This window comes from Bradyrhizobium sp. USDA 4452 (genome assembly GCF_054063575.1).
Genome location: NZ_JBSSGK010000001.1, coordinates 3,345,506 through 3,369,534, shown reverse-complemented (window position 1 = coordinate 3,369,534; position 24,029 = coordinate 3,345,506). Strand labels below are relative to the sequence as shown.

Genomic DNA, 24,029 nt, shown 5'->3' with positions numbered 1-24,029 from the left:
GATGCCCCATCCGATAGGTTCCGCCCGCGTCCGTCCCCCCGATCCAGCCCCAAAGCCCGCATGCTAGGCCGTCCCAAATTCGTTCTTGCTTCCGGTTCGCCGCGGCGGCTGGCCCTGCTCAACCAGGCCGGCATCGAGCCCGACGCGCTGCGTCCGGCCGATGTCGACGAGACCCCGCGCCGGGGCGAGTTGCCGCGCGCCTGCGCCAATCGCCTGGCGCGTGCGAAAGCGGACGCGGCGCTGAAGTCGGTGCAACTCGACGACGATCTGCGCGGCTCCTTCATCATCGCCGCCGACACGGTGGTCGCAGTCGGCCGCCGCATCCTGCCCAAGGCCAATCTGGTCGACGAGGCCGCGCAGTGCCTGCGGCTATTGTCGGGCCGCAACCACCGCGTCTACACCGCGATCTGCGTGGTGACGCCGCGCGAGGCGTTCCGCCAGCGCCTGGTCGAGACCCGGGTGCGCTTCAAGCGGCTCAGCGACGACGACATCCAGGCCTATATCGGCTCCGGCGAATGGCGCGGCAAAGCCGGCGGCTATGCCGTGCAGGGCATCGCCGGATCCTTCGTGGTCAAGATGGTCGGCTCCTATACCAACGTCGTCGGCCTGCCGCTCTACGAGACCGTGACCCTGCTCGGCGGCGAAGGCTTTCCGGTCCGCCACGGCTGGCTCAACGCCGTCGCGGTGTGAGGTATCCGGTTTCGCGCGGCGACGGCAGTCGATGGCCGGACGCGATAGCCCGTCCCAGAGGGCGCGCTGCCAAAATATCGAAAACAACCCCATGCACAGTAGCCGTCAACTGCCGGCGCTCGAAGACGCATATGCGATCGCCCTACCGGCAGGCGGGGGGGGCGGACCATACGCCAGATGATGTAAACTCCGGCCCAGCCATGACCGACCAAGCCCGAACACCCCCGGCCGCCGCGCGCCCCTGTCCGATCTGCGGCAAGCCCGCCCAGCAGGCCTTCCGCCCGTTCTGCTCGCCGCGCTGCCGCGACGTCGACCTCAACCGCTGGCTGACCGGCCGCTATGTCGTTCCCGGCCGCGATGACGACGTCGAGGACCCGGAATAACCAATGTTTCCCAACAAGTTGGGGAAAGAATGCCGGGCGGGCCGCGCCCGGCGAAGCGTTTGGCGAAGGCGGGTGGACACGGCGCCCCGACCTCTCTATAAACCGCCCGCTCGCTCCGGCCTTTTCGGCCCCGCGGGTATGCCCAGGTAGCTCAGTTGGTAGAGCATGCGACTGAAAATCGCAGTGTCGGTGGTTCGATCCCGCCCCTGGGCACCATTAGCTCATTCCCCCGCTTCCGCTACCCTCCGCAAAAATGCTAGAAGTGCTTGATTTGCAGTACTTTCTAGTGCGCTGACATTCGCGACCCTCCGCCTCCGGCCGGTGAATTTGTTGGTATCGCTGTTGGTATCGTGTCGGTCGTCCGTTGGTAGATTTAGCCCCGGGGGACCTATTCGATGCCACTGTCCGATGCTGCTTGCCGCGCCGCCAAATCAGCAGAAAAACCTTACAAAATCAGCGACGGTGGAGGCCTTCATCTGCTCGTTGAGAAGAACGGGTCGCGCCTTTGGCGGCAGGCGTATCGTTTCGACGGAAAGCAATGGTTGATCGCGCTCGGGGCGTACCCCGCCGTGAGCCTCGGCGACGCGCGTACCGCGCGCTATGCAAACAAGGCGCTCCTGGCGAAGGGCGTCGATCCATCGGCGCAACGTAAACTGGACCGCAGCGCGGCGCGGATAGCGCGGACGAATACGTTCCGGATAGTTGCAGATGAACTGATCGCGAAGTTCGAGGCAGAAGGCGACGACCCCAAGACGATCGAAAAGAAGAATTGGCTCATCGGCCTGCTTGCCGGTGACGTCGGTGACCGTCCGATCGCAGAAATAGCCGCGTCCGAATTACTGGATGCGCTCCGCAAGATCGAACGACGCGGCCGCTATCATACCGCAAGGCGCGCACGCAGCCTCGCCGGCCGTGTCTTTCGGTACGCAATCGCGACTGGTCGTGCTGAACGCGATCCGTCTGGCGATCTGGCCGGAGCGCTCATTTCTCCGAAGGTCCAGCACCGAGCGGCCATCACGGAGCCCAAGGCGGTCGGAGCGCTGATGCGCGCGATAGACGACATCGATGGGCAGGTCACGACGCGCGCGGCGTTGCAGCTGATCGCCCTTACATTTGTCCGGCCGGGCGAACTGCGGCACGCGGAATGGACGGAGTTCGATCTGCAAGGCGCCGTGTGGAGCATTCCGAAGGAGAAGATGAAGATGCCGCGGCCCCATAAGGTGCCTTTGTCGCGGCAGGCGATTGCGATCATTAAGGGCCTTTGCGAAGTGACTGGTACGTCGCGCTATCTCTTTCCGCAAATCCGGTCTTGGCATCGGCCGATTTCCGACGGCACCTTGAACGCTGCGCTGCGCCGGCTTGGGTATCCTCGCGCGCGATTTCGGCGCCGAGCCGCGCCGCGACCTGAAATCCAGAACGGTCACGCTCTGGGTACGTGAAAGCGACGGCCAGATCATTGGCGATCAGGATCGTGTCGATAGCGCCGATGGTGTTACCGGCCAATTCTTCGTGCCGGGCACAACGTTCCAGTGGAAATGCGCGCGTCGCCTTAAACCTCTTGCGCATCTTGCGGAGGGCCGATCGCCCGCGCCGTCGCTGTCTCGCCGCTCCGTCGTCGCGACTATGCTGGCTGGCCTTGCGCCGGCCGCGGGAGCGGCGTTGATCGTGCCGGCCGCCGAAGGCGCGGCCGCTCCGCCTTCGGCCACCACAGCGGCCGCAGCGGCCGTGGAGGACCCGGCGCTGCTTGCGCTTGGCGCCGAACTGGACGAACGGCAGGCCGCCTACAGGACCGCTCTGGCGCGTCTGGAGGAGGCTAGGGCGACCGCTACCGAACTCTGGCCCGAACTGCCGACATCGATCGTCATCGCATCGGCGGCCGACCGGCGCGCGTTCCATGGCTGCTTCGAGCGGGCCACGCGCCTCGGGGGAGAGCCGCTGGATCGCGCCATATGGCCAGACGTTCTCAAGTCCAATCGTCTGCGGCCGCTCCTCGCCGAGGTCCGGAAGTACCCGGAGGATTGGGGAAGCAGGAAGGCACGGCAACGGCTCGAAGCAGACCTGACCGCGCGCATCAACGCGGCCGAGCGATACGAGACTGCCTGCGCCATCGCGATCGATACGTCGGGTATCGCCACTGCCAAGGATGCCGTGCGGGATCGGGCGCGAGAAATCCATTCGCTGTTGTCCAAAATTCGGAAGCATCCGCCGTGCACGGTGGCCGGCGTACTAATCCTTGCGCGCGCCGTGGCGCTCTTCGAAGAGGTTCAGCGGAGCAACTACGATGGGGGCGAACAGGGGCGGGGATTGCTGCTTGGCCGTGAACTTGCCGACGCGGTGCTTCGCGTCGCGAACGTGACGGCATAGCCTCAACAGGCGGGCGGCGGCCGACGCCGCCGCCTGCTCTGCAGCTTGCTCTGTTTGATACACGATCTCGCGAGCCGCCTGTCTGCGCCGGTCGTGTCGAGCCTTCGGGAAGCTTCCGCCTGACAAATTGGCCGCTATTATGAGCGCAACCTCGGCCCCCGCTGAGTATAAATCGGAACTTCAGAGGAACCGGGGTTTGCTTTGTCAGGAACGGAAGGCGCGCGGTCGCTTTGACTTAGCACAGGCCGATTGGAGGGTGGACCATGACCCACCACGCTGTACCTTCCGTGCGACCTTGCCGCGTTCTCATCATTGAGGACGAATATTTCCTTGGCGATGATCTTGCTAAAGCACTGCGGGCCCGCGGCGTCGATGTGATCGGTCCTTTTGCAGAGCTTCCCGACGCAATGACGATCAAACACGACGGCTTCGACGTTGCCGTGATCGACATCAACTTGCGAAATGTCGCAGCTTATCCGCTCGCGGACGAACTCATCCGCGTTGGTAAGCCCTTTCTCTTCGCGACCGGATACGACGCCAACGCTATCCCTGAGCGCTTCCGCCATGTGCAGCGACTAGAGAAGCCATGCGATGTTGGAGCGGTCGCAACTGCGGTCATCACATTATGCCCGACCGAAAGATTCACGCCCGTCGAGTACGATCTGTCTTTGTAAGGTTGCGCGATAGGGCTGCGCCGCAGACTATGACTATTTCGGCGCAGCCTTTGCGCCGCGCCGGACTTGACGGGCAGGGCTCGCGATTTACCGCAAATCCTCCCGCACGCCGCGAAAGAATGGGTGCCGCACTTTACCTTCCGCGGACTTCGCGCGGTACTCGATCTCGGCTAGTACCGTTGGCTCAACCCAGATTGCCCGGTGAGAGATGCGCTTGGAATAAGGCTGCTGTGTCTTTCGGATCAACGGCTCAAGGCGCTTGCGTAGATCGGCGATCGAAGCCTTGTCGAAGCCATGGTCGACCTTGCCAGCGTAGATCAAGTCGTGGCCTTTGCGCCGACCGACATAAATGCCGTCCCACTTGTCACCGTCGAGCACGAAACCTGCAATTGGCAGCGTTTCCCGCTGCGCGCATGTTCGCTTGACCCAATCAGGACTACGGCCCATGGGATAGGCACTGTCGCGAACCTTCGACACTACGCCTTCAAGGCCGATCTTGCAGGCGTGAGCAAACATCTCAGGCCCGTCAACATCGAAGCTCTCGCTGAATTGGATGTCTGTGCCAGCAACGATCTTCTTTAAGGTCGTTTTTCGTTCATGTAGCGGCAGTTTACGCAGATCGCAGCCGTTGAGGTACAGCAGATCGAACGCGACGAGTACAATGCGTTTGGACGTGCCTTTCAACTCGTTTTGCAACATAGAGAAGTCGGTCGTCCCGTCTGGGCCGGGCACAACGATTTCGCCGTCGATGATCGCTCAGGCTGCCGACACGTGCCAAGTATCGTCGGCAACCTTCTTGAAGCGCTTCGTCCAATCGTTACCGCGTCGCGTGAAAACGGTCACCCGCTCATTGGCGAGATGAACTTGTACGCGATAGTCGTCGAATTTGATCTCGTGCACCCAACGAGCGCCGCGGGGAACCTTATCAATCGGCGACGCAAGGGCAGGGGCGATGAAGCCCGGGAAGAGCGCCTTCTTGCCGATCGCTTCTGGCTTCTTTCGTTGAAAGCCCACCGTCAAACCAGGGTGAGTTGACGCAGGTCGCGGACAGCGTGGCGATCGACAAAAGATGCCAAGTGGGATGGGACGTCGGTCAGTTGCAGATCGCATCGACGCTGAATTTCTTGCGCGACGTCTTTGGAAACATCTTGCGACCAGCGCTCCGCGGTGTTGAAGGCCACGACCCGTATCGGATCGGAGTATTCGCCAGTGAGCAGGTCTTGGATGACCGTTTCGAGGTCGGTCGCCTCAATATCGGCCTCGCGCCAAGCCTTTCCGATCCGACCGAAATCATCGGCGACAAGATAGACGGTTTGATCGTCATTGGGGACAATCGAGGGCGTCCAATTCGATCGACGCATCACAAGAACTCCACGCAACTAACTGTCGTTCAAGTGTGGCGGCAAAATTTCGTTCCGCAGTCGCGCTGAGATTTGGAACAAGCGTTTGGTCAGGAAGGTTGCGTTGGAGCGTACTTATTTGCGGGAGACACCGATGAAGCGCATTTTTCCGGTTGCGGCCATTTTCCTGCTGACCGCCTGCGCCGCATCGGCGCAACCAGCGGGCAGCCCGAGTGGTCGGGGTGCGGTCACCGGCGATCCCGCCGCCAGCTCGATGACGCCGAGCCGTGACCCCCAAGGCAGTACCGGCATGTCGCACAGCACGACAAGTGGAAGTGGCACATCGACGTCCGGTGGAAAGGATGCCACAGGCGATCAAGGTCGCGATGCCATGCCCAATAGCAACAAGACAGTGCGTCCGGAAAGCCAGCAACCTCGTAGGCCGTGAGGGCAGCCCATACCAGAGGCTACAAGCTCGCATCCGTTGCCCGGTCTTCCTTATCTGGACCGCGCATGACGATCTTCAATGCATCATCAGTCAACGGCCGCTGTAATGCCTTCGCTTCATCCCACGGCGCCCGCATCCAGACGTCACGTTCTTCGTCGGTAGTCAGGATGACCGGCGTCGCTTTGGGATGGATCGGTTCGACGACGGCGTTCGGCGCCGTCGTCAAGAAGCCGTAGACGTTGTGAGGCCCGGCGATCGGCTTCGACTTCGTGCCGCGGTCGCCCTTGAACACGGTCCAGATGCCGGCAAACGCCGTTAGCGGCCGGTCGTCGTTCAACGCGAACCAAACGACGTCCTTTTTCTTCGTCTCGGGGTTCGGCTCTGGCGCGTATTCGGCGAAGCTATTGAAGGGCACAAGGCAACGGTTTTCCGGCTTCAGCCAGCCGCGCCAGTGCGGGGACGTCGTGTTTCGGATGTTGGTCACCGGCGGCCCGCTGGTCCGCGGCGGTGGCGGCATGCCCCAGCGCATCAACGTGAGTTCGGTCCCGGCGTCGGTGTTGCGAACAACGGCCGCTGGGTAGTCCGGGAATACGCCCGGCATCGCCGCAAGGTTGCCGACGTAGCGATTGACAACGCGGAACAGGTTGATGATCGCGGCTTGGTTGGTCGTGATGGAGTAGAGATTGCACATTGAACTTCACGGCTGTCGTCAAAAATCGGCGACAATTAGGTGGACGGCTGCCAGCGCGCCAAGCGCGCTACCTCTGTTACAAGTCTCCGCTAGCCGTTTAGCGCGGCCCGGATGAATGAGATTTCGAAAATTCTGCGCAAGCCGCGCCTGAGTTACCGTGTTCGGCTTGATCAGATTTCGAATTTCAGCGGGCCGTGATGTAGTCTTCCAAAAACCATTCATCTGGCGATGCTTTGATGTTTTTGCGCATCTTCGGAATTGGAGAGGTGATGCCTACATCCAGGATTTTCGACAACAATAGTGCCTCCATGGCAGACCCGCTAAGAACGGTCGCGGCTTTGAAGTCATTGCGATGCAATGCATTGGTTGCGCTATCGATGTCTAGACGAATGCTGTCTGCCAGTTGCCGATCCGAAATGAAGCTAAGTGCCGTTGTTTGCGGCGACGGATTTTGATCCGGGCATTTCGATAGGGCTTCGCGAACGAGATACACGGGACTTTTGCCTTCGTGAGTTCGGGGCGGATCATCACCTCCACGATGGTTCCAGCGATCAATGGCCGCCTGCATTGCCTCCAAGCCGAAAACATAGCTCGCATACTCGTCCCCGCTCATTGTGAGCAATTCGATTGGAAGGTCGTCGGCGAGATCAATGATGGCACCTAGAACAGGGCTGTCGGCTGAATACACGGACATATTGGGGTTGGATTTGGCTGTCGGATAAATTCTGTCAATGAATGAAACGATCTGCGATGGAACTACCTTCGTCATTAAATCAATCCCATTTATTTTGGCTTCTGTGCGACAAATACTTAACGCTCTTCCGGCCACCAAGTGGACCGCGGATCGTCTGTTGAAATCTTGGTCGCACGCAGCGCGATCAGATGGCTGCGCTTAAACGGATACCCGCCCGGCCTGCAACCGGCATGCTCTTGGCTTCCGTTTTTCCCGTCAAACTCCGCCAGCCTCCACGAATTGTTGGTATCGCCGTTGGTAGGAATTCGTCGGCCTCCTTACCGCGGCCAGGATCGAGCGAGTCGTCGACGTCCGAACGGTACCGCGGTCCCGCACCAATCCGCAGTTCAACAAGGATACGCTCCCCACATCGCTTGAGGCCGCGGGCATTTCCTATGAGCATCTGGCGGATCTCGGCGGGCTACGCGGCAGGGCGCGAGGAGTGCCGCCTGCGGTCAACGGCTTCTGGAGTAACGAGAGCTTTCATAACTACGCGGACTACGCCCTGTCGGCGCAGTTTCATGCCGCCCTGCAACAGCTGCGCGACGAAGGGCACCGGCAACGCTGCGCGATCATGTGCTCGGAAGCCGTTTGGTGGCGCTGCCACCGCCGCATCGTCGCCGATTATCTCATCGCCTCCCGCGAGACCGTCGTGCACATCATGGGGAAGGGGCGACTGGAGCCCGCCCGCCTTGCCGAAAGCGCCGTGATCCAGAGCGACCGAACGGTGGTGTATCCGGGCACGGAGCAATTGGATTTATGATGGCGGCGCCGCTTGCGCTGCTGCATCGCCCGCAGGCCTCACTCCACGCTGCGTTTCCAATATCCGGTGCCGAGCTTGCCGGTGATCACCGCGATGCTGTCGTGTACTTCGTAGGAGCCGGCATCATGATAATTCCGCAGTCCCCTCAGCGCGTGCAGTGTCCAGCGGCCGTTGGCGAAGCTGACGGTGCCTTCGTGCGATTGTGCCGAGCGGAACGGCTCGGCGTGGAATTTGTAGGTGCCGTCGGCCAGGATCTGCCAGATCCAGCGCGACTGGCCGCGGCCGCTGACCACCATGATCTCCCAGGTGCCGACCAACGCGGGATCGATGGCGCCGGTCGAAGCCACGGGCGCTGTCGACAATGCGGGAGCTGCGGCCATTGGCGCTGCGTTCGCCTGTTTCGCCGCCTCGGCCGGCGGCGCGCCCGCCAGATAGATCGCCTTGCGCGACAGCGAGCCGTAGACGAAGGGCTGCTGCTCATTGCGCGTTGCCTCCATCACGTCGTCGCGGACGTTGCGGAACATGAAGGTGACCTCGACGCCCGGCGACTCGATGTTGCGGAGAAGCGCCGCGGCGAACGGGCTGTTGCGGCCGTCGCCGTCGAGCGCGGTGGTGCCGTCGCGCGCGGCGTAGGCGACCAGCACGTTGCCGACCGGCTCGATGCGGCCGAGCCCGTTGCTCGCGGCGGCGCGGGTCGCGAGCGAGCGGCTCATCTTCGCCGCGAACGGATTGTTGCGGCAGGCATCGAGGATGACGAGGCCGAGGCTTCCGGTGCTGGAGACCTGCAGCATCACGCTCTGCAGGCTGATCGCTTCATTGGCGGCATCGGTGTCACGCTTCAGCTCGGCATCGACGGGGATCAGCCAGTTGTCGCCGTTGATCTCCATGCCGTGGCCGGCGAAATACACCGCGGCCATGTCGGCGCCGGCGGCGTTGCGTCCGAACGCGATCAGGCCGCGCCGCATCTCGTCGAAGCTGCCATTGGTGATGAGGGTGACGGCGAAGCCGAGGCGCTTCAGCGCCGCGGCGATATCGCCGGCATCGTTCGGCGGATTTGATAGCGCCGGCACGCTTCTGTAGGCGCCGTTGCCGATCACCAGCGCCACCCGCCTGCCGTCGGCCGCGGCCGGCACCGGGGCGAGGCCCGCGAGTGCCGCGGCGATGGCCAGTCCCGAAACAAACGCGCGGCGGTTCATACTGGACCCGATCGGAGGTGACTGGTCCACGGTAGCGCAGCCGGCGCGAGGCGGCCATCGAAATGGCGGTGCGATCAGGCTGCCTGCTTCGGCGTCCAGACGCCGGCCGGCACCGGCTCGGCCGGCAACAGACCGGCGCCAGCGGCACCCGCGATCGACATCGTGATCTCGTGGATGTCCTGCACCGACCGCTGCATCGAGAAGCGCGGATAGAGCTCGGTCATGGTAGTGGCGGTCGCCGCCTGCGCCGTCGCGGGATCGGCCAGCAGCGCCTCGACGGCGGCGGCGACGCTGGTCGTGTCCTGGCCGAAGCTGTAGCGGCTAAGATGCGGCATCTCCGCGGCCGTGAAGCGGTTGGCGTCGAACACCGGCACGGTGCCGGCGCCGAGCGCGAAGAACACCCGGTCGTGCACCGACAGGTCGATACTGGGATTGAGCGAGACCGCGGCGAGATAGCTGCCGAGGCCTTCGCGCATCGCGTCGAAAGTCATCGCGCCGAGCACGCGGGCCGGACGTCCACTGACGTCGAGATCGCTCCAGCCACCGCCGATGAAATCGACCGGATAGTCGGCCAGCACCGCGCCGACCTCGCGGGTGCGTACGCCTCTGGTGTAGTTGTCGAGCCGCGTCAGGATCACGTTGAACAGGTCGCCGCCCGGCTTCAGATAGACGAGATGCTGCTCGGCGACATCGACGATGATCTTTGGAAACGCGCCGCAGGTCTTGCCGCGCGCCTCGGCGATCGCGTCGAACAGCAGCGCGAACAGTTTTGGCGGCATCGTCTTGCGCCAGCCACGCTCGAGCGCCAGCGGATTCCAGCCGGACTTGGCGAAGATCAGCCGGCCGTTGCGCTTCTCCGGCGGCGGGCCGCCGAAGAAGCCGGGATCGGGGATGCCCATATGGGTGGCGAACACGCTGCCGTTGCATCCCGAGCGAGCGCATGCCGGGGTGCGGACCACGATCTAATGCGAATACTCCCGCTTCGCCGGCCGCGCCGACGGGCCGTATTATCCGATCAACACGGCCGCCGACCGCGCCATGCTGGCGTCCTATCATGCCATGACGGCATCGCGTCCGAACGTGATCTTCGGCGGCCGGCTCGGCTCCTACAAATATCTCGACATGCACCAGGCGATCGGCGCCGCGCTGAAGACCTTCGAGCACGAGGTCGAGCCGTTCTTCGCGCGCGGAGACATGCGCCCCGGTAGCACCGCCGCGCGCCGCGACGCCTTGTCGGCTCTGCCGGCGTGATCTAATCCTGCCGGCGCGGGCAGCGAACCACACAACAATCGCCCGCGGTCCCCGGTGAGGAAACAATGCGAAAGATCGCCATTGCCACGGCAGCCGCCGCCATGTGTCTTGCCTTCAACGTCGCTCATGCGGCGCCGCCGCTGCCGGAAGCTTCGGCGCACCAGGCCGGTTTCTCGGAGCAGGGGTTGACTCGGCTCGACGACTTCTTCGCGCGCGAGATCGCGGCCAAGCGCGTGCCCGGCGCCGTGGTGGCGATCGCGCGGGACGGCAAGCTCGTGCACTACAAGGCCTATGGTCAGCTCGACCCGGTCAAGGGCACGCCGATGCCGATCGATGCGGTGTTCGCGCTGGCGTCGATGACCAAGCCGATGGCGGCGGTCGCGGGGCTGACGCTGATGGAGCAGGGCCGCTTGCCGCTGCAGGCCAAGGTCGCCGAGTTCTATCCGGGGTTTGCCGACATGAAGGTCGGCGTGCAGCAGGCTGACGGCTCGCTGACGATGGAGCCGCAGGCCCGGCCGATCTTCATCCACGATCTCTATCGCCACACCTCCGGCCTGATGTATGGCGGCCGGCCCGACAGCTCGAGCGCACTGGCGCGGCTCTATCCCGACGGCACGGCGCCGGCGGTCGAAGGCGACACGGCGGCCTTCATCGACCGCATGACCAAGCTGCCGCTGGTGCATCAGCCCGGCACCGAGTTCGAATACGGCTTCTCGATCGACGTGCTCGGCGCGATTGTCGAGAAGGTGTCCGGCCAGCGGCTCGGCGACTATCTCTCGGCCAATGTATGGAAGCCGCTGGGCATGAAGGAAGCAACGTTCCATCCGGCCGACGCGCAGCGCGCGCGCCTGGCGCGTCCGTTCTCCAACGATCCGCTCACCGGCAAGCCGCAAGCCATCAAGCTGCTCGACACGCCGACCAAATTCGATTGCGGCGGCGCCTGCTCGTTCGCAACCGTCGGCGACTATGTCCGCTTCGGACAGATGCTGCTCAATGGCGGCGAGCTCGACGGCAAGCGCATCCTTAGCCCTCAGACCGTGCACCTCATGACGTCGAACCATCTCGGGCCCGAGATCAAGAACAACGTCGCCGCGGTCGAGCCACATCGCGGCGGGTTCGGCTTTGGGCTCGCGGTCGCGGTGCGGACCAGCGAAGGACTGGCGTCGGTGCCGGGCAATCCCGGCGAGTTCACCTGGAACGGCGCCTATGGCACGCAGTTCTTCTGCGATCCGAAGGAGCGCCTCGTCGTGGTGGTCGGAACCGCAGCGCCCGGCGAACTGCGCAAATATTATCGCGAGAATGTGCAGGACATCGTCTACGGCGCGATGGTGAAGTGAGCCGTATCGCTGCGGCGCCGGTCATCGCATCTGACGGAAGCAAAAAAGGCCCATCGCTCAAGCCGGGCGATGGGCCTTCAAATTTGCGCGGGCTACCACTGCCGATAGACACCGGTCAGCGTGCCGTTGTTGTTCCCTTCTGGACCGACGTCACCCTGGGTCGAGCTCGGTGCCGGATGGTTGGCGCCGTTCATCGGGCCGTAGCCATACCAGCCCGGTTCCGCCGGTTGGTACATCACGTACGGCTGGGCCCCGTAGCGCGGACCACCGTAATATCGCGTGCCGGGACTCCCATACGGATAGTAGCCCTGCGCGAACGCGCCTGCGGTCGTTGCAATCAGGGACACTGCCGCAAGGGTCAGTATCTTGGTGTTCCGTTGCATGCGTACACTCCTTGCTGGTGTCGCGACCAACGACCGCCGCGGACCAGCGTTCCTGATGGGCCATGCAACGCACGAAGGCGAAGCTGCGCAGAGCTGGGATCAGGATCTGGTGAGGTGGGCTTGCGGCCGCATAGACCGGCGCCGTCGTTCTGCCCGGTCGAATGCATCCAGCGCCGAGCCGCTATGCGTTCCCGGCTATAACGCCCCGCAGCCGGCCGCGCCCGCAGTGCTTCGACAGGCCGGGCGTTTCGTAAAAGGAAGCCCGCCGACCGGGCGGGCAAGGTCTCAGGGAGGAAAACGCTCTGACAAGGGAGCGTATCGCCAGTTTCCTCGATTCGATGACGGCTGCGAAGATCGTATAACTACTGTCATCAGGGCCGGCATTATGCGAATGCTGCTGAGCCGCGGCCGGCCGGCAAGGCGCAATGACAAGGCGCGAATATAACAGGGGAAGTTCATGAGCACGTCTGGAGTTTTTGCCCGTGTCGTCGCGGCGATCGGGGCCGGCGCCGTGGCGTGGCGGCGGATGCAGGGCGCACAGCCGGCGCCCGCCTGGGGCAGCGCGCCGCAGATTCCGGCCGCGAAATCGCAGGGCGCGATCCCGACGCTGAAGATGCCGACGGCGCGCGGTTGGGACAAGGGTCAGCTTCCGACCGCGGCACCAGGGCTCAAGGTCAACGCCTTTGCCGCCGGGCTCGATCATCCGCGCTGGATCAACGTGCTGCCCAATGGCGATGTGCTGATCGCGGAGGCGACGCAAATCGCCGGCACGCCGCGCAGCGTCTTCCACTATGCGATGCAGGCGACGATGCGCCGCGCCGCCGCGCTCGGCGTCAGCGCCAACCGCATCACGCTGCTGCGCGACCGCGATGGCGACGGCGTCGCCGAAAGCCGTGGGGCGTTCATGGAAGGGCTGCGCCAGCCGTTCGGCATGGCGCTGATCGGCGACACCTTCTATGTCGGCAACACCGACGGCGTGGTCGCGTTTCCCTACACCGCGGGTGCCGACCGCATCACGGCGGAGGGACGCAAGCTCGTCGCCTTCAAACCCGACGGACACTGGACGCGCAGCCTGCTGCCGAGCGCCGACGGCAAGAAGCTCTATGCCGGCGTCGGCTCGCTCAGCAACATCGCCGAGAACGGCATGGAGGTCGAGCAAGGCCGTGCCGCAATCTACGAGCTCGATCTCGCAGCCGGCACCAGCCGCATCTTCGCCGGCGGCCTGCGCAATCCGGTCGGGCTCGCATGGGAGCCGACCACCAATGTGCTGTGGACCGTGGTCAACGAGCGCGACGGCATCGGCGACGAGACGCCGCCAGACTATCTCACGTCGGTGCGCGACGGCGGCTTCTATGGCTGGCCCTATTGCTACTGGGGCAAGACGGTGGACGATCGCGTGCCGCAGGATCCGGCGATGGTCGCCAAGGCGATCCAGCCGGACTACGCGCTCGGCGGCCACACTGCGTCGCTCGGCCTGTGCTGGATGCCCGCGGGCACGCTGCCGGGTTTCCCCGACGGCATGGTGATCGGCCAGCACGGCTCGTGGAATCGCTCGACGCTGTCAGGCTACAAGGTGGTGTTCGTGCCGTTTGCGAACGGCCGTCCCTCGGGGCCCGCGCGCGACATCCTGTCGGGCTTTCTTGCGCCCGACGAGAAGGTGTCCTACGGCCGCCCGGTCGGCGTCGCGCTCGGGCCCGACGGTTCTCTGCTGGTTGCCGACGATGTCGGCAACGTGATCTGGCGCGTTACGGGAGCGTAGATCAGAACCGAAATGCTCCAGGTGGCAGGCGAGCTCGTCTAGTTCTTGGCCGGCGTGTAGCCGTCGGTCAGGGTTTGCATGAACGCGACCAGCGCGTCTTCCTCCTGATCGGTGAGGCCGAGATGGCCGGTCTTGCTGGTGTTCATGTTGTCGGTGGTTTCCGGCGCAGGCCAGCAGCCGGTGCCTTCGCGCGGGTCGTGCGCGACGCAGCGCGGCAGCACGTCGCGCGTGTTGTAGAAGTGGACGATCTCCTTCAGGCTCTTGAAGTAGCCGTTATGGCCGTAGGCCTTGACGAAATCGGGCGACGGACGCTTGTCGACGTTGCGCAGTGTCGGCACCTGGAATCGGCCGCGGGTCTGCGACGCCAGCGGCTTCCAGCGCGCGTCGACGGCCGAGGGCTGACTGAGCGGATGGCCGCTTGCGAGGAAGGCGCCGACCCCGCCATCGACGAACGCGTTACCCTCCTTGTTCGCGACGTAACCGCGATCGTCCGGCACATTCTCCGTGTAGTAAGGCAGCTCCGGGTTGGCCGGCGTTCCGATATTGCTGGCGGTGAAGTCGGTGAACAGCGGATCTTCTCCAGGGCCGCCGTCGCGATGACATTCGTTGCAGCGGCCCTGGCCGCGGAAGACTTCGTATCCCTGCTGCTCCAGCGGCGCGAAGGTGGCCTTGCCGGCTTGCACGGCATCGTATTTCGAGGAGAACGCCGTGACCTCGTGCGAAGCCTCGTAGCCCGCGATCGATTGCGCCATCTGATCGAAGGTGGCTGCGGCGCGGCCGCGATCCGAATCGCTGAGATGCACAGGGAGTGGATCGCCGGCTGATGCTGGTCCCGGCGTGCTGCAGACAGTCTCGACATCGGCCGGCCAACCGATCGCGAACGCCTGCACGCCCCACACGGCTTCGAACAGGTTGCGGTAAGGGCGCTGCGAGGCGCGATATACCGCGCAGGCGATATCGGGCAGGCCCATCTCGACCGGATTGGTCGGCGGTCCCTCGGCCTGCTCGGCGGCGGGATTGCCGAGGCGGCGTCCGGTCGCGCGCATGTCCCAGAAATTGCCGCCCACCAGATCGCCCTGGCCTTCGTTGTAGTGCAGGACCGGCGACAGCGGCGCGTAGGTGTGGGTCTGCGGCTTGCGCTCGCTGAAGCGGGTGCGGACCGAGCCGGGATAGGAGCCGGTGGTCCGGTTGATCTCCGAGATCGGTCCGGTGAATCCGGTCTCCGGCATGTGGCAGAAGGCGCAGGCTTCGTTGCGGTTTACCGACAGATGCTTGTCGAACAGCAGCAGCTTGCCGAGCAGCTCGATCTGCTGCACCTGATTGTCAGGAGCAGTCGCCAGACGCGCCAACGTTTCGGCTTCGATCCGGTCGATCTCGACTTCCACGCGGGCGATCTCGGCCAGCACGGCCGGCGACAGCGGCCCTGCGCCGTCGCGCGCGAGCAGGATCGGCATCGCCGAGCATGTGACTGCGATCGCGACGGCGACGCCGGCCAAAATCCGAAATCTCATCTCGTCCCCGGACGCGGTCTTGGCGTTGCAAGCTGCCCGCGCGGTCGGCGGCAGGCCGGCAGCGTACTAGTCGCGCCTGCCGCACTCAATGGGTCCTGATCGGTTACTCGTAGTCCGACCGGGTCAGGACGTATCTGCTGCGCATCTTTGCGAAAGTCTGATGAAGACAACCGGATGCGGTACAGAGCCTCGGCTGGTTGGCGCATTGCAGGGCCGAATAGTCGAGGTGGATGACGGTGGCACTGTTGGCGAAGGTCGCGAAATAGTGACCGGCCTCGGGTCCTGCTGCGCATCGCGCGTGGACGGCATCTTGAACTTCGGCAGGCAGCCGTGCGATGCGCCCGGTGCTCCAGACCGGGTCGACAGCGGCGACCGCCGTTGCGTTCGTCGCGGGGACGCCTCCGGCGAGGAGCGCGCCCATCGCCAATGCCGGTAATGCTCTCATGGACTCCTCTCAAGGCCTGTAACGGCGTCGCGCCACTTGAACGCGCTTTCGATCGAGGAGCTAGTTTGACGAGCTGCGGAAAATTGGTTGGCCAGGACTGGATAGACTTTCCAGTCCGGCTTGAAAGTGCGAGTCAACGACAACCCGTCGGCGCGCTTCAGCGCCGCCTGGCGATCGACTGCATGAAGTCGCGGTCCGCTTCCGGCAGCGCGTCGGTCCAGGCCGGCTCGTCGCCGGGTTCGGGCAGTACATGGCCGAACTCGATCATCTGCCGCGGCTGCAACTCGTTGAGATAGACCCAGACCGTGCGCCTGGTGTCGGCATCGGCGGCCGCTCCCACCGCGTCCGCCATCAGCTTGATCACGCGCGTCTTGTCGACTGCGGCACGGCCGGAACGGATGTGGCCGTAGACGAAGATGTGGTCATGCGCGACCGGGACGCCGCCCATGAACCAGTTGCCGGGCGCCACCTCGCTGAAGATCACCTGCGCGAAATAGCTCGGTGCGCCCGTCACCTCGGCGTGGATCCGGGTGATCTCGCCCGCGATCCGGCCCTTCTGCTCCGCGCTGAGGCGGCCTTGCGCACTGGTGCAGGTATAGGTTGGCATCGGCGGGACCTCGGCTGGTTGTGGATCCAGCCGAGCTTCGGTACGTGCCCCGGCGCCGTCAAGCTGGATTGCTCAACATTGGCGCAGACCAGCCAGGGGCTCAGGAATTCGCGGACGGCTTGCGCGATCTCGGCGGCATGGGTCTCCAGCGCGAAGTGGCCGGTGTCGGGTTCCAAGAAGATGGCGACAATTGCGACAATGCCGCCGATCAACTGATCCGGCGCTGCCCGCCGAAGGGTAATGATCGCTGACGGATTTCGTGGCGGAGTGGAGGCCCAAAACCCCTCGACGGCCCGATCGCTCGGAAGCGCATAAAACCGGAATGAAATCCATAGCGGTTCTCAACCATGCTCCTTGAGCCTTCCTCAACTTCCCCGGCCGATGCTCTGCCCGCCGCACAGGACCGACCGGGGATCGACAAGGAGCTTGAGCATGCCGGCCAAGGCACGAACGACTGGACGAGCGACCGCGAGCAACGTCACCGCGCAATCGCGCGAGGATATCCTGAACGCGCGGGCGATCAGCACGCTGGGCGCCGGCGTCGTCAACGCGATGAGCGCGGTCGGCGCCGCCGTGATCAAGAAGCACAAGCCGGCGCTCGGCAAGAGTCCGGATTGGTTCTGGCACATGTTCGCGAAATGCGAGGCCAAGGCCGCACGCGTCGCCGAGCAGGCCGCGCGCGATCCGGAGGCTTGCGGCGACGCCACCTTCATCGAGGTCTATGCCGCGCAATTGCCGAAGCTGATGGCATCCGCGCTCGATAGCCACGACAACACGCTCAAGGCGAAGTGACGCCGCGCGAGGAAGAAGCTGACAACGGCGATCGTGACGTTGTCGTTCCCCCGATCTGTCTGCTGCGTCGCGGCGCAAAGCAGCCATGCACCTGAAACCCCAACCCCTCGCCGTTCGTATTCGACAGGTGGCAGAAGTCCGCACCCGCGGGCTTTGGATTTTTCAATCCGGGACGGTTGATGGTGAAGCACCTTGTTTCCAATGAAGAGAAGTGTGACGCGTGCAACGGGACAGGCTTTCCGGCGGTGAAGCAGCCGCGCGAGCCGGGACGGAAGATCTATCCCGAGCCTTGCAAGAAATGCGGCGGCAAGGGACGTGTCAGGAAGGCGACGTGGGGCAAGTAGCCGCGTAAAGCAAGCAGTTCTGTAGGGCGGGTGAGGCGAAGCCATAACCCGCCGGTGCTCCATCACATGGCGTTGCGGCAACCCGCCCTGCGTAGCGGAGTACGACGCCATGTGACGCGCGTCACGGCGGCAGCCGGCGCAGCGAGCCATTGATAGCGCCATGAACGGGCGGTCCTCCCGTCAATCATGGAGCTGAAGATGACGTCTTCCCTTGCAATCAGTGTTTCCGATGACGGCGTTGCTCTGGTGCCGGAGCATGATCAAGCTGCCGCGTCGCTCGTTCCCGCCGATGCGGCCGGCGCGCCGCAGCGCCAGTTCTGGGAGACCGAGCACACCCGCCCGGATTTTCAGCCCTCCAACGAGGCCGCGCCCGAGCTGGTCGCGGCCACCCAAAACTATCTCGGCGAATGCATGCGGCATCCCTATTTGCCGGTGTCCGAAATTCGCGCGCGGCAGTTCGCCCGGATCAAGGAACTGGTCGAGCTCGCCTACCGCGACATTCCGGTCTACCGCGCCAAGTATGATGCGGCCGGCTTCAAGCCGGAGCATCTGCGCGACTATGACGACATCCAGAAGATCCCGGTCATCACCAAGCCCGAGCTCGTCGCGGCCTTTCCGGACCAGTGCGTCAACAAGAAGTACAAGCCGGAGGATTTGTTTCCGACGCGCTCGTCGGGCTCGTCCGGCCAGACCTTGCTGATCCGTGTCGACTATGACGCGGTCATCACCGACACCATCCAGGGCGTCCGCCAGTTCGCGATGCAGAGCGGCGGCAACTACCACGCCGAGGACTTGCTCGCCCACGTCTACACCGTGCCGTGGTGGTTCGATTCGATCGGCGGCGACTATCCGACCGCCTTCATCTCGAACCTGATCCCGCCGGCGCGCGTCGCCCAGCATCTGCGCTATCTCGGGCCGAAGATCCTGTCGCTCTATCCGTCGAGCCTTGATGCGCTGATGCCGCATGTCGACGAGTTCCGCTCCTCGCTCAATCTCGCGGTGACGCATTCGGAATACTCCTCGCGCGCTGCGCGTCAGGAATGGTCGCGCCAGCTCGGCGTTCCCGTGCTCGACGAATATTCCTCCGAGGAGGCGACGCGGATCGCGCTCGAGATGCCCGATGGCAAGTATCACGTCTGCGAGGACACCGTGCATCTCGACGTGCTCGACCCCATCACGATGGAGCCGCAGGCGGCCGGCCAGTCCCGCATCGCCGTGATCACCAACCTGCTCAACGAGGCGATGCCGTTCATCCGCTATGTGCAGGGCGACTACATCACCCAGCCGGCCAATCCGGCGCCGTCAGATATCAACTGGTCGCAGATCGCCAGCATCGACGGCCGGCTCAACGACGCCTTCGTCAACCGTGACGGCCGCAAGGTTCCGGCCGGCAGCATCCTCGACGCGACCTATCGCTGGATGTTCGACTGCAACCTGCATCTGGCGCAGTTCGAGATCGTGCAGCGCGGCGTCGACCTCGTCGAGGCGCGCGTCGTGCTCGGCCAGGATACGCCGCTGTGCCGGCTGCATGGCTCGGTCGCGCATCTGGAGGATCTGCTCAAAGCCTGTCTCGAGCATCCGGTCCGGGTGCAGGCCAACGCACTGCTCGCGTTTCCGCCCAAGGTCGGCAAGCGCCGCCCGATCCGCCGCGAGTTCGATTGATCGCAGCAAACGGGAGCGCGTGCCATGGACTCGTCACTGAACCGCATCGCCGCCATGACGGCGCGCTACTACTACATCCTGCGCTCATCGTGGCTCCGGCTGCTCGAGATCGTCTACTGGCCGGCGATGCAGATGCTGGTGTGGGGTTTCCTCTACACCTACCTCTATCAAAGCAAGTCGGCGATGGCCTCCACCGCCGGCCTGCTGCTCGGCGCCGTCCTGCTCTGGGACGTGCTGTTTCGCGGCCAGCTCGGCTTCACCTTCACCTTCCTGGAGGAGATCTGGTCGCGCAATCTCGCCAATTTGATGATGAGCCCGTTGCAGCCTTTCGAGCTTGCGGCCTCGCTGATGCTGATGAGCCTGATCCGGCTCGTGATCGGCACCTTGCCGGTGATGCTGCTGACGCTGCTGCTGTTCAGCTTCAATGTCTTTGCGATGGGGCCGGGATTGATCGCGTTCTTCCTCAACCTCGTGCTGACCAGCTGGGCGATCGGGCTCGTCGTCGCCGGCCTCGTGATCCGCCAGGGCCTCGGCGCCGAAAGCCTCGCCTATTCGATCATGATCGTACTGCTGCCGCTGAGCTGCGTCTACTACCCGGTCGAGGCGCTGCCGCTCTGGCTGCACCCGGTCGCCTGGTCGTTGACCCCGACCTATGTGTTCGAGGGCATGCGCGCCGTGCTGCTCGACGGCACCCTCCGCACCGACCTGATGATCGAATGCCTCGCGCTCAATGCCGTCTATCTCGGCATTGGCTTCACCACGTTCGTCGTCCTGTTGCAGAGCGCCCGCCACAAGGGCGGCCTGCTCACCATGGGCGAGTAAGGGGAGACATCCATGAGCCGCATCGAACGCCTTTTGCCCCGCCGACATCTGACACCGGTGTCGCCAAACGCCACGCCGCACGACAACGCGCCTGTCAGCCTCGGTCGCGACGAGGCGCCAGCCATCGCGGTCGAGGATCTCTGCAAGAAGTACCGCAGCCATTGGGCCGTCGACGACGTGAACTTCAACGTGCCGAAGGGCTGGACCGTCGGCCTGCTCGGCGGCAACGGCGCCGGCAAGACCACCACCATCGCCATGATCATGGGCCTCGTGGTGCCGAGCTTCGGCCGCGCCATGGTGCTGGGCCACGACATGGCGACCGAGCGCCACAAGGTGCTGAGCCGAATGAATTTCGAAAGTCCCTATGTCGCGTTGCCGGGGCGGCTCACCGTGCGGCAGAACCTGACGGTGTTCGGCCGGCTCTATGGCGTCGCCAATCTGAAGGCGCGGATCGAGGAACTGATCGAGGATTTCGAGCTCGGCGACGTGCTCGACCGCGTCACCGGGCGGCTCTCGGCCGGGCAGAAGACCCGCGTCGCGGTCGCCAAGGCGCTGATCAACGATCCGGACGTGCTGCTGCTCGACGAGCCGACGGCATCGCTCGACCCCGACCGTGCCGAGTGGGTGCGTAGCCGGTTGCGAGCCTATCAGAAACGCCGCGGCGCCACCATCCTGTTGTCCTCGCACAACATGACCGAGGTCGAGCAGCTCTGCGACTTCGTCGTGATCATGAGCCGCGGCCGCATCGTCGCGATGGGACGTCCGGGCGAACTCGCCGAGCGCTTCAAGTGCCGGGATCTCGATGAGGTCTTCATCTATCTGGCGAGGGTCGCGTGATGTCCTCATTTGGTTTTCCGAACGACAAGCCGGTTGCGATCCATCAGGAACGCCGTTCGGACGTGGCGGCGCGAGAGGGTCTGCTCGACGCTGCATTCGGTCCTGGCCGCCTGGCCAAGACCTCGGAGCGGCTGCGCGAGGGCCGCAAGCCTGCGCGCGGCCTCGCGTTTGTCGCGCGCCGTGGCGGCCACTTGGTCGGCACATTGCGGCTGTGGACCGTCGTGACCGGCACCGGTCATGCCGGCCTGCTGCTCGGCCCGCTCGCAGTGGCGGAGGAGGTTCGATGTCTCGGCATCGGCGCGGCGCTGATGCGGCAGGCGTTGCAGCGGGCCGACCTGCTCGGCCACCGCGCCGTCATCCTGGTCGGCGATGCCGCCTATTACAGCCGCTTCGGTTTCTCGGCAGCGCAGACCGGCGCGCTCCGGATGCCCGGTCCATATCAGCGCGACCGTCTTCTGGCCTGCGAGCTGGCGCCCGGCGCCCTGCGAGGGGCGGGCGGCCTGATTGTCGCAGCCGGCCCGCTATCGTCGCGGCTGTCCGGATTGATCGACCGGATCGCCGGCAGCCAGGCCCCGATCGGGCAACCGGCCTGATTTACGCCGCCCTTTTCCGCCATGGGGGCATGGCGGTTTGGTTGTTCTTGGCGTAAAGCAGCCCAAATCGTCATGCGGCTGTGCCGCCTGCCGGGTACGCAGCTTCAGGTCGTCCCGCTCGACGTTCCGCGCCCGGATCAATCAAGGTTTCCCATCTCGTGCCCTTTCCGACCACAAGTCCGCCGCTCGCCCGTGCCTTGGCTGAGCGCAACTACGATCAACCGACCCCCGTCCAGCTTGCCGTGCTCGCGGACGATGCCATTGGCCGCGATCTGCTCGTTTCGGCCCAAACCGGCTCCGGCAAGACCGTTGCCTACGGATTGGCCATGGCAAAGGATCTGCTCGACGGGGCCGAGCGGTTCGAGCCGGCGGCGGCACCGCTGGCGCTGATCGTCGCGCCGACCCGCGAGCTTGCCCTTCAGGTTCAGCGTGAGCTCGCGTGGCTCTATGAACATGCCGATGGCCGCGTCGTCTCTTGCGTCGGCGGTATGGATCCGCGCCGTGAGCAGCGCGAGCTTGCCGCAGGCGCCCACATCGTGGTCGGCACGCCTGGCCGGTTGTGCGACCATTTGCGGCGCGGCCGTCTCGACATTTCGGGATTGCGGGTCGTCGTGCTCGACGAGGCCGATGAGATGCTCAATCTCGGCTTCCGCGAGGACATGGAATTCATCCTCGAGACGACGCCGGACACCCGCCGCACCCTGCTGTTCTCGGCGACGTTTCCGCGCGGCATCGTCGCGCTGGCCAGGCAGTATCAGCAGCAGGCGTTCCGGATCGAGGTCGCGGGCGACGAGGGCGGCCATGCCGATATCGAGTACCGAGCAATCCGGGTCGCCGCCGACGATGTCGAGCACGCGGTCGTCAACCTGCTGCGCTTCCATGAGGCACCGAGCGCGCTGGTGTTCTGCAATACGCGAGAGGCCGTCAGGCATTTGCAGGCTGCGCTGCTGGAGCGCGGATTCTCGGTGGCCGCGCTGTCGGGCGAAATGACCCAGAACGAGCGTACCCAGGCGCTGCAGGCGTTGCGCGACGGACGCTCCCGGGTCTGCGTCGCGACCGACGTCGCGGCGCGCGGCATCGATCTGCCGAGCCTCGATCTCGTCATTCATGCCGATCTGCCCAAAGACCCCGAGGTCATGCAGCATCGCTCGGGCCGCACCGGCCGCGCCGGCCGCAAGGGCGTCAGCATCCTGCTGGTGCCGCCGGCCCGGCGCCGCCGCGCCGAGTTGCTGCTGGATCACGCCGGCATCGATGTCGCCTGGGGCTCCGCGCCGCAGGCGGACGAAATCCGCAAGCTCGATCATGACCGGCTGTTGCAGGATGCGGTGTTCTCCGAGGAGGTGACCGCCGAGGATCAGGTGCTCGCGCAAGCCTTGCTTGCCGAACGCGCGCCCGAAGCGATCGCTGCGGCGCTGGCCCGGTTCTATCGCGCGCGGCTGCCTGCGCCCGAAGACATTCTCGATCCCGGCGAGGGACGCGGTCGCGACCGCGGCGATCGCGCCGCGCGCCGCGAGGAGCGTGCCTCAGGGCCGGGATCGAAGACCGGCAAATCTCCGCGCCATGGCATGGAGGAGGCCACGGTCTGGTTCCGCGCCGCCATCGGGCGCCGCAAGAATGCCGAAGCGCGCTGGCTGCTGCCGATGATCTGCCGCCGCGGCGGCATCGACAAGCGCGACATCGGCGCCATCAAGATCTCGGATACGACCACCGAGTTCGAGATCGCCGCACGGGTAGCGGATTCCTTCGCCGCCAAGATCAAGCGTCCCGATAAGGAAGACAGCATCCGCATCGAGCCGCTGGCGGACGCGCCGCAGCGAGAGGCGTACGTGGAAAAGCCGCCGCGCAAGCCCAGGAACGAGCCCAGACAGGACTCTTGGCGCGATCGGGACGACGGCGGATACAGCGCTCCGCGTGGCGAAGAGCCGCGTGATCACGCGGCCGCAAAGCGGCGCGGCAAGCCGGGTCGCGAGACGAGAGCGTTTTCGAGCGAAGGCGCAAGCGGTTCGCGAGAGGACTATGCGCCAAGGCGAGAATCGAGAGGGCCGTCCCGATACGATCGCGAAGGCAAAGGCGCGAGGCCGGCATCCGGCGATGAGCCGAGGTTCGGCAAGAAAAAGAAGCACCAGGGCAAGGCCGGACTGACGCAATGGCCGGACGTGTCGGCGAAGCCGAAGTTCGGCAAGAAGCCGAAGAAGAAGCGGCGGGGCTAAGTTGCAGTCAGCGGCGCAGCCGCGCGTTCAGAATGTCGATGCAAGAGTCTCGACAGCGCAACAAACTTCGCGTCGTCCCGGCGAAGGCCGGGATCCATTACCCCGGATGCTCATTGTTGTGTAATACTGGGGCCACAGCTCGCTTCAACAACACAAGCTTGCGGTTATGGGTCCCGGCCTTCGCCGGGACGACG

At 64.6% G+C, this 24,029-nt stretch carries 24 protein-coding genes, 1 tRNA gene and 3 pseudogenes; 18 read left to right on the top strand and 10 right to left on the bottom strand.

The window, feature by feature from the left end; translation table 11 throughout:
* Window positions 1-60 precede the first annotated feature (60 nt).
* The 6 genes from ACVISU_RS16245 (at window position 61) to ACVISU_RS16220 (ending at window position 4,111) form a co-directional block, all read left to right on the top strand.
* Window positions 61-690, top strand: a complete 630-nt coding sequence (locus ACVISU_RS16245; protein WP_456707587.1) for a Maf-like protein — start codon at window positions 61-63, stop codon at window positions 688-690.
* Between the two features lie 200 nt (window positions 691-890).
* On the top strand, window positions 891-1,073 hold the full coding sequence (gene yacG / locus ACVISU_RS16240; protein WP_050403369.1) for a DNA gyrase inhibitor YacG: 183 nt from the start codon (window positions 891-893) through the stop codon (window positions 1,071-1,073).
* Between the two features lie 140 nt (window positions 1,074-1,213).
* A tRNA-Phe gene (locus ACVISU_RS16235) sits at window positions 1,214-1,289 on the top strand.
* A gap of 179 nt (window positions 1,290-1,468) precedes the next feature.
* A complete protein-coding gene (locus ACVISU_RS16230) occupies window positions 1,469-2,512 on the top strand; it encodes a tyrosine-type recombinase/integrase (RefSeq protein WP_456707586.1) in 1,044 nt (347 codons plus the stop codon).
* The gene (locus tag ACVISU_RS16225) at window positions 2,433-3,437 is read left to right on the top strand and encodes a hypothetical protein (protein ID WP_456707585.1); all 1,005 of its coding nucleotides are present in this window, start codon (window positions 2,433-2,435) and stop codon (window positions 3,435-3,437) included. The genes ACVISU_RS16230 and ACVISU_RS16225 overlap by 80 nt, the downstream gene beginning before the upstream one ends.
* Window positions 3,438-3,700: 263 nt before the next feature.
* Entirely contained in the window at window positions 3,701-4,111 is a 411-nt protein-coding gene (locus ACVISU_RS16220; RefSeq protein WP_456707584.1) for a response regulator, read from the top strand.
* A gap of 87 nt (window positions 4,112-4,198) precedes the next feature.
* Here the strand turns inward: ACVISU_RS16220 and ligD are convergent.
* Window positions 4,199-5,125, bottom strand: a pseudogene (gene ligD / locus ACVISU_RS16215) (non-homologous end-joining DNA ligase).
* 2 nt (window positions 5,126-5,127) lie between these two features.
* On the bottom strand, window positions 5,128-5,472 hold the full coding sequence (locus tag ACVISU_RS16210; protein ID WP_050403373.1) for a hypothetical protein: 345 nt from the start codon (window positions 5,470-5,472) through the stop codon (window positions 5,128-5,130).
* 133 nt (window positions 5,473-5,605) lie between these two features.
* Between ACVISU_RS16210 and ACVISU_RS16205 the strand changes: the two genes are divergently transcribed.
* Window positions 5,606-5,899, top strand: a complete 294-nt coding sequence (locus tag ACVISU_RS16205; protein WP_083992219.1) for a hypothetical protein — start codon at window positions 5,606-5,608, stop codon at window positions 5,897-5,899.
* A gap of 19 nt (window positions 5,900-5,918) precedes the next feature.
* On the opposite strand, the gene ACVISU_RS16200 is transcribed toward ACVISU_RS16205, so the two are convergent.
* Together ACVISU_RS16200 and ACVISU_RS16195 are read right to left on the bottom strand one after the other, a co-directional pair.
* The gene (locus ACVISU_RS16200; RefSeq protein ID WP_456707583.1) at window positions 5,919-6,590 is read right to left on the bottom strand and encodes an SOS response-associated peptidase; all 672 of its coding nucleotides are present in this window, start codon (window positions 6,588-6,590) and stop codon (window positions 5,919-5,921) included.
* 184 nt (window positions 6,591-6,774) lie between these two features.
* Entirely contained in the window at window positions 6,775-7,359 is a 585-nt protein-coding gene (locus ACVISU_RS16195; protein WP_456707582.1) for a hypothetical protein, read from the bottom strand.
* Between the two features lie 226 nt (window positions 7,360-7,585).
* Between ACVISU_RS16195 and ACVISU_RS16190 the strand changes: the two are divergent.
* Window positions 7,586-8,086 (top strand): annotated as a pseudogene (locus ACVISU_RS16190) (DUF488 domain-containing protein); the annotation flags it as partial.
* A 38-nt stretch (window positions 8,087-8,124) separates the two neighbouring features.
* On the opposite strand, the gene ACVISU_RS16185 reads toward ACVISU_RS16190, so the two are convergent.
* Both ACVISU_RS16185 and ACVISU_RS16180 read right to left on the bottom strand, forming a co-directional pair.
* Window positions 8,125-9,282 (bottom strand): caspase family protein, encoded by a 1,158-nt coding sequence (locus ACVISU_RS16185; protein ID WP_456707581.1) that lies wholly within the window; start codon window positions 9,280-9,282, stop codon window positions 8,125-8,127.
* Between the two features lie 74 nt (window positions 9,283-9,356).
* Entirely contained in the window at window positions 9,357-10,196 is an 840-nt protein-coding gene (locus ACVISU_RS16180) for a hypothetical protein (RefSeq protein WP_456707580.1), read from the bottom strand.
* Between the two features lie 67 nt (window positions 10,197-10,263).
* Between ACVISU_RS16180 and ACVISU_RS16175 the strand changes: the two are divergent.
* Window positions 10,264-10,533, top strand: a pseudogene (locus tag ACVISU_RS16175) (UDP-galactopyranose mutase); the annotation flags it as partial.
* Between the two features lie 65 nt (window positions 10,534-10,598).
* A complete protein-coding gene (locus tag ACVISU_RS16170) occupies window positions 10,599-11,870 on the top strand; it encodes a serine hydrolase domain-containing protein (protein WP_456707579.1) in 1,272 nt (423 codons plus the stop codon).
* 92 nt (window positions 11,871-11,962) lie between these two features.
* Here the strand turns inward: ACVISU_RS16170 and ACVISU_RS16165 are convergent, their stop codons facing one another.
* Window positions 11,963-12,253 (bottom strand): hypothetical protein, encoded by a 291-nt coding sequence (locus ACVISU_RS16165; RefSeq protein ID WP_050403379.1) that lies wholly within the window; start codon window positions 12,251-12,253, stop codon window positions 11,963-11,965.
* 457 nt (window positions 12,254-12,710) lie between these two features.
* On the opposite strand from ACVISU_RS16165, the gene ACVISU_RS16160 reads away from it, so the two are divergent.
* Window positions 12,711-14,012 carry a PQQ-dependent sugar dehydrogenase gene (locus tag ACVISU_RS16160; RefSeq protein WP_456707578.1) on the top strand — a complete coding sequence of 434 codons (1,302 nt, stop codon included), beginning with the start codon at window positions 12,711-12,713 and terminating at the stop codon, window positions 14,010-14,012.
* 38 nt (window positions 14,013-14,050) lie between these two features.
* Here ACVISU_RS16160 and ACVISU_RS16155 read toward each other — a convergent pair whose 3' ends face one another.
* From ACVISU_RS16155 to ACVISU_RS16145, 3 genes are all read right to left on the bottom strand, one after another.
* A complete protein-coding gene (locus ACVISU_RS16155) occupies window positions 14,051-15,523 on the bottom strand; it encodes a cytochrome-c peroxidase (protein ID WP_456707577.1) in 1,473 nt (490 codons plus the stop codon).
* A 103-nt stretch (window positions 15,524-15,626) separates the two neighbouring features.
* A complete protein-coding gene (locus ACVISU_RS16150; protein WP_456707576.1) occupies window positions 15,627-15,968 on the bottom strand; it encodes a hypothetical protein in 342 nt (113 codons plus the stop codon).
* A 157-nt stretch (window positions 15,969-16,125) separates the two neighbouring features.
* On the bottom strand, window positions 16,126-16,575 hold the full coding sequence (locus ACVISU_RS16145; RefSeq protein ID WP_456707575.1) for a tautomerase family protein: 450 nt from the start codon (window positions 16,573-16,575) through the stop codon (window positions 16,126-16,128).
* 68 nt (window positions 16,576-16,643) lie between these two features.
* On the opposite strand from ACVISU_RS16145, the gene ACVISU_RS16140 reads away from it, so the two are divergent.
* The 7 genes from ACVISU_RS16140 (at window position 16,644) to ACVISU_RS16110 (ending at window position 23,835) form a co-directional block, all read left to right on the top strand.
* Window positions 16,644-16,826, top strand: coding sequence for a hypothetical protein (locus ACVISU_RS16140; protein WP_456707574.1), 183 nt, complete (start codon window positions 16,644-16,646; stop codon window positions 16,824-16,826).
* Window positions 16,827-17,007: 181 nt separating this feature from the next.
* A complete protein-coding gene (locus ACVISU_RS16135; protein ID WP_456707573.1) occupies window positions 17,008-17,367 on the top strand; it encodes a hypothetical protein in 360 nt (119 codons plus the stop codon).
* A gap of 542 nt (window positions 17,368-17,909) precedes the next feature.
* Window positions 17,910-19,373 carry a phenylacetate--CoA ligase family protein gene (locus ACVISU_RS16130; protein ID WP_456707572.1) on the top strand — a complete coding sequence of 488 codons (1,464 nt, stop codon included), beginning with the start codon at window positions 17,910-17,912 and terminating at the stop codon, window positions 19,371-19,373.
* A 24-nt stretch (window positions 19,374-19,397) separates the two neighbouring features.
* Window positions 19,398-20,195 (top strand): ABC transporter permease, encoded by a 798-nt coding sequence (locus ACVISU_RS16125; protein ID WP_456707571.1) that lies wholly within the window; start codon window positions 19,398-19,400, stop codon window positions 20,193-20,195.
* A 12-nt stretch (window positions 20,196-20,207) separates the two neighbouring features.
* Complete coding sequence (locus tag ACVISU_RS16120; RefSeq protein WP_456707570.1) at window positions 20,208-21,032, top strand: ABC transporter ATP-binding protein; 825 nt, start codon at window positions 20,208-20,210, stop codon at window positions 21,030-21,032.
* Window positions 21,032-21,625, top strand: a complete 594-nt coding sequence (locus ACVISU_RS16115) for a GNAT family N-acetyltransferase (RefSeq protein WP_456707569.1) — start codon at window positions 21,032-21,034, stop codon at window positions 21,623-21,625. The genes ACVISU_RS16120 and ACVISU_RS16115 overlap by 1 nt, the downstream gene beginning before the upstream one ends.
* Before the next feature lie 158 nt (window positions 21,626-21,783).
* On the top strand, window positions 21,784-23,835 hold the full coding sequence (locus ACVISU_RS16110) for a DEAD/DEAH box helicase (RefSeq protein WP_456707568.1): 2,052 nt from the start codon (window positions 21,784-21,786) through the stop codon (window positions 23,833-23,835).
* Window positions 23,836-24,029 lie beyond the last annotated feature (194 nt).

Excerpts from the sequence above, each read along its gene's own strand:
- ACVISU_RS16170 (WP_456707579.1), top strand. The coding sequence starts at position 10,599 with ATGCGAAAGATCGCCATTGCCACGGCAGCCGCCGCCATGTGTCTTGCC.
- ACVISU_RS16115 (WP_456707569.1), top strand. The coding sequence starts at position 21,032 with ATGTCCTCATTTGGTTTTCCGAACGACAAGCCGGTTGCGATCCATCAG.
- ACVISU_RS16160 (WP_456707578.1), top strand. The coding sequence starts at position 12,711 with ATGAGCACGTCTGGAGTTTTTGCCCGTGTCGTCGCGGCGATCGGGGCC.
- ACVISU_RS16120 (WP_456707570.1), top strand. The coding sequence starts at position 20,208 with ATGAGCCGCATCGAACGCCTTTTGCCCCGCCGACATCTGACACCGGTG.
- ACVISU_RS16200 (WP_456707583.1), bottom strand. The coding sequence starts at position 6,590 with ATGTGCAATCTCTACTCCATCACGACCAACCAAGCCGCGATCATCAAC.
- ACVISU_RS16245 (WP_456707587.1), top strand. The coding sequence starts at position 61 with ATGCTAGGCCGTCCCAAATTCGTTCTTGCTTCCGGTTCGCCGCGGCGG.
- yacG (WP_050403369.1), top strand. The coding sequence starts at position 891 with ATGACCGACCAAGCCCGAACACCCCCGGCCGCCGCGCGCCCCTGTCCG.
- ACVISU_RS16165 (WP_050403379.1), bottom strand. The coding sequence starts at position 12,253 with ATGCAACGGAACACCAAGATACTGACCCTTGCGGCAGTGTCCCTGATT.
- ACVISU_RS16230 (WP_456707586.1), top strand. The coding sequence starts at position 1,469 with ATGCCACTGTCCGATGCTGCTTGCCGCGCCGCCAAATCAGCAGAAAAA.
- ACVISU_RS16205 (WP_083992219.1), top strand. The coding sequence starts at position 5,606 with ATGAAGCGCATTTTTCCGGTTGCGGCCATTTTCCTGCTGACCGCCTGC.
- ACVISU_RS16220 (WP_456707584.1), top strand. The coding sequence starts at position 3,701 with ATGACCCACCACGCTGTACCTTCCGTGCGACCTTGCCGCGTTCTCATC.
- ACVISU_RS16130 (WP_456707572.1), top strand. The coding sequence starts at position 17,910 with ATGACGTCTTCCCTTGCAATCAGTGTTTCCGATGACGGCGTTGCTCTG.
- ACVISU_RS16185 (WP_456707581.1), bottom strand. The coding sequence starts at position 9,282 with ATGAACCGCCGCGCGTTTGTTTCGGGACTGGCCATCGCCGCGGCACTC.
- ACVISU_RS16155 (WP_456707577.1), bottom strand. The coding sequence starts at position 15,523 with ATGAGATTTCGGATTTTGGCCGGCGTCGCCGTCGCGATCGCAGTCACA.
- ACVISU_RS16150 (WP_456707576.1), bottom strand. The coding sequence starts at position 15,968 with ATGAGAGCATTACCGGCATTGGCGATGGGCGCGCTCCTCGCCGGAGGC.
- ACVISU_RS16145 (WP_456707575.1), bottom strand. The coding sequence starts at position 16,575 with ATGCCAACCTATACCTGCACCAGTGCGCAAGGCCGCCTCAGCGCGGAG.
- ACVISU_RS16195 (WP_456707582.1), bottom strand. The coding sequence starts at position 7,359 with ATGACGAAGGTAGTTCCATCGCAGATCGTTTCATTCATTGACAGAATT.
- ACVISU_RS16125 (WP_456707571.1), top strand. The coding sequence starts at position 19,398 with ATGGACTCGTCACTGAACCGCATCGCCGCCATGACGGCGCGCTACTAC.
- ACVISU_RS16135 (WP_456707573.1), top strand. The coding sequence starts at position 17,008 with ATGCCGGCCAAGGCACGAACGACTGGACGAGCGACCGCGAGCAACGTC.
- ACVISU_RS16210 (WP_050403373.1), bottom strand. The coding sequence starts at position 5,472 with ATGCGTCGATCGAATTGGACGCCCTCGATTGTCCCCAATGACGATCAA.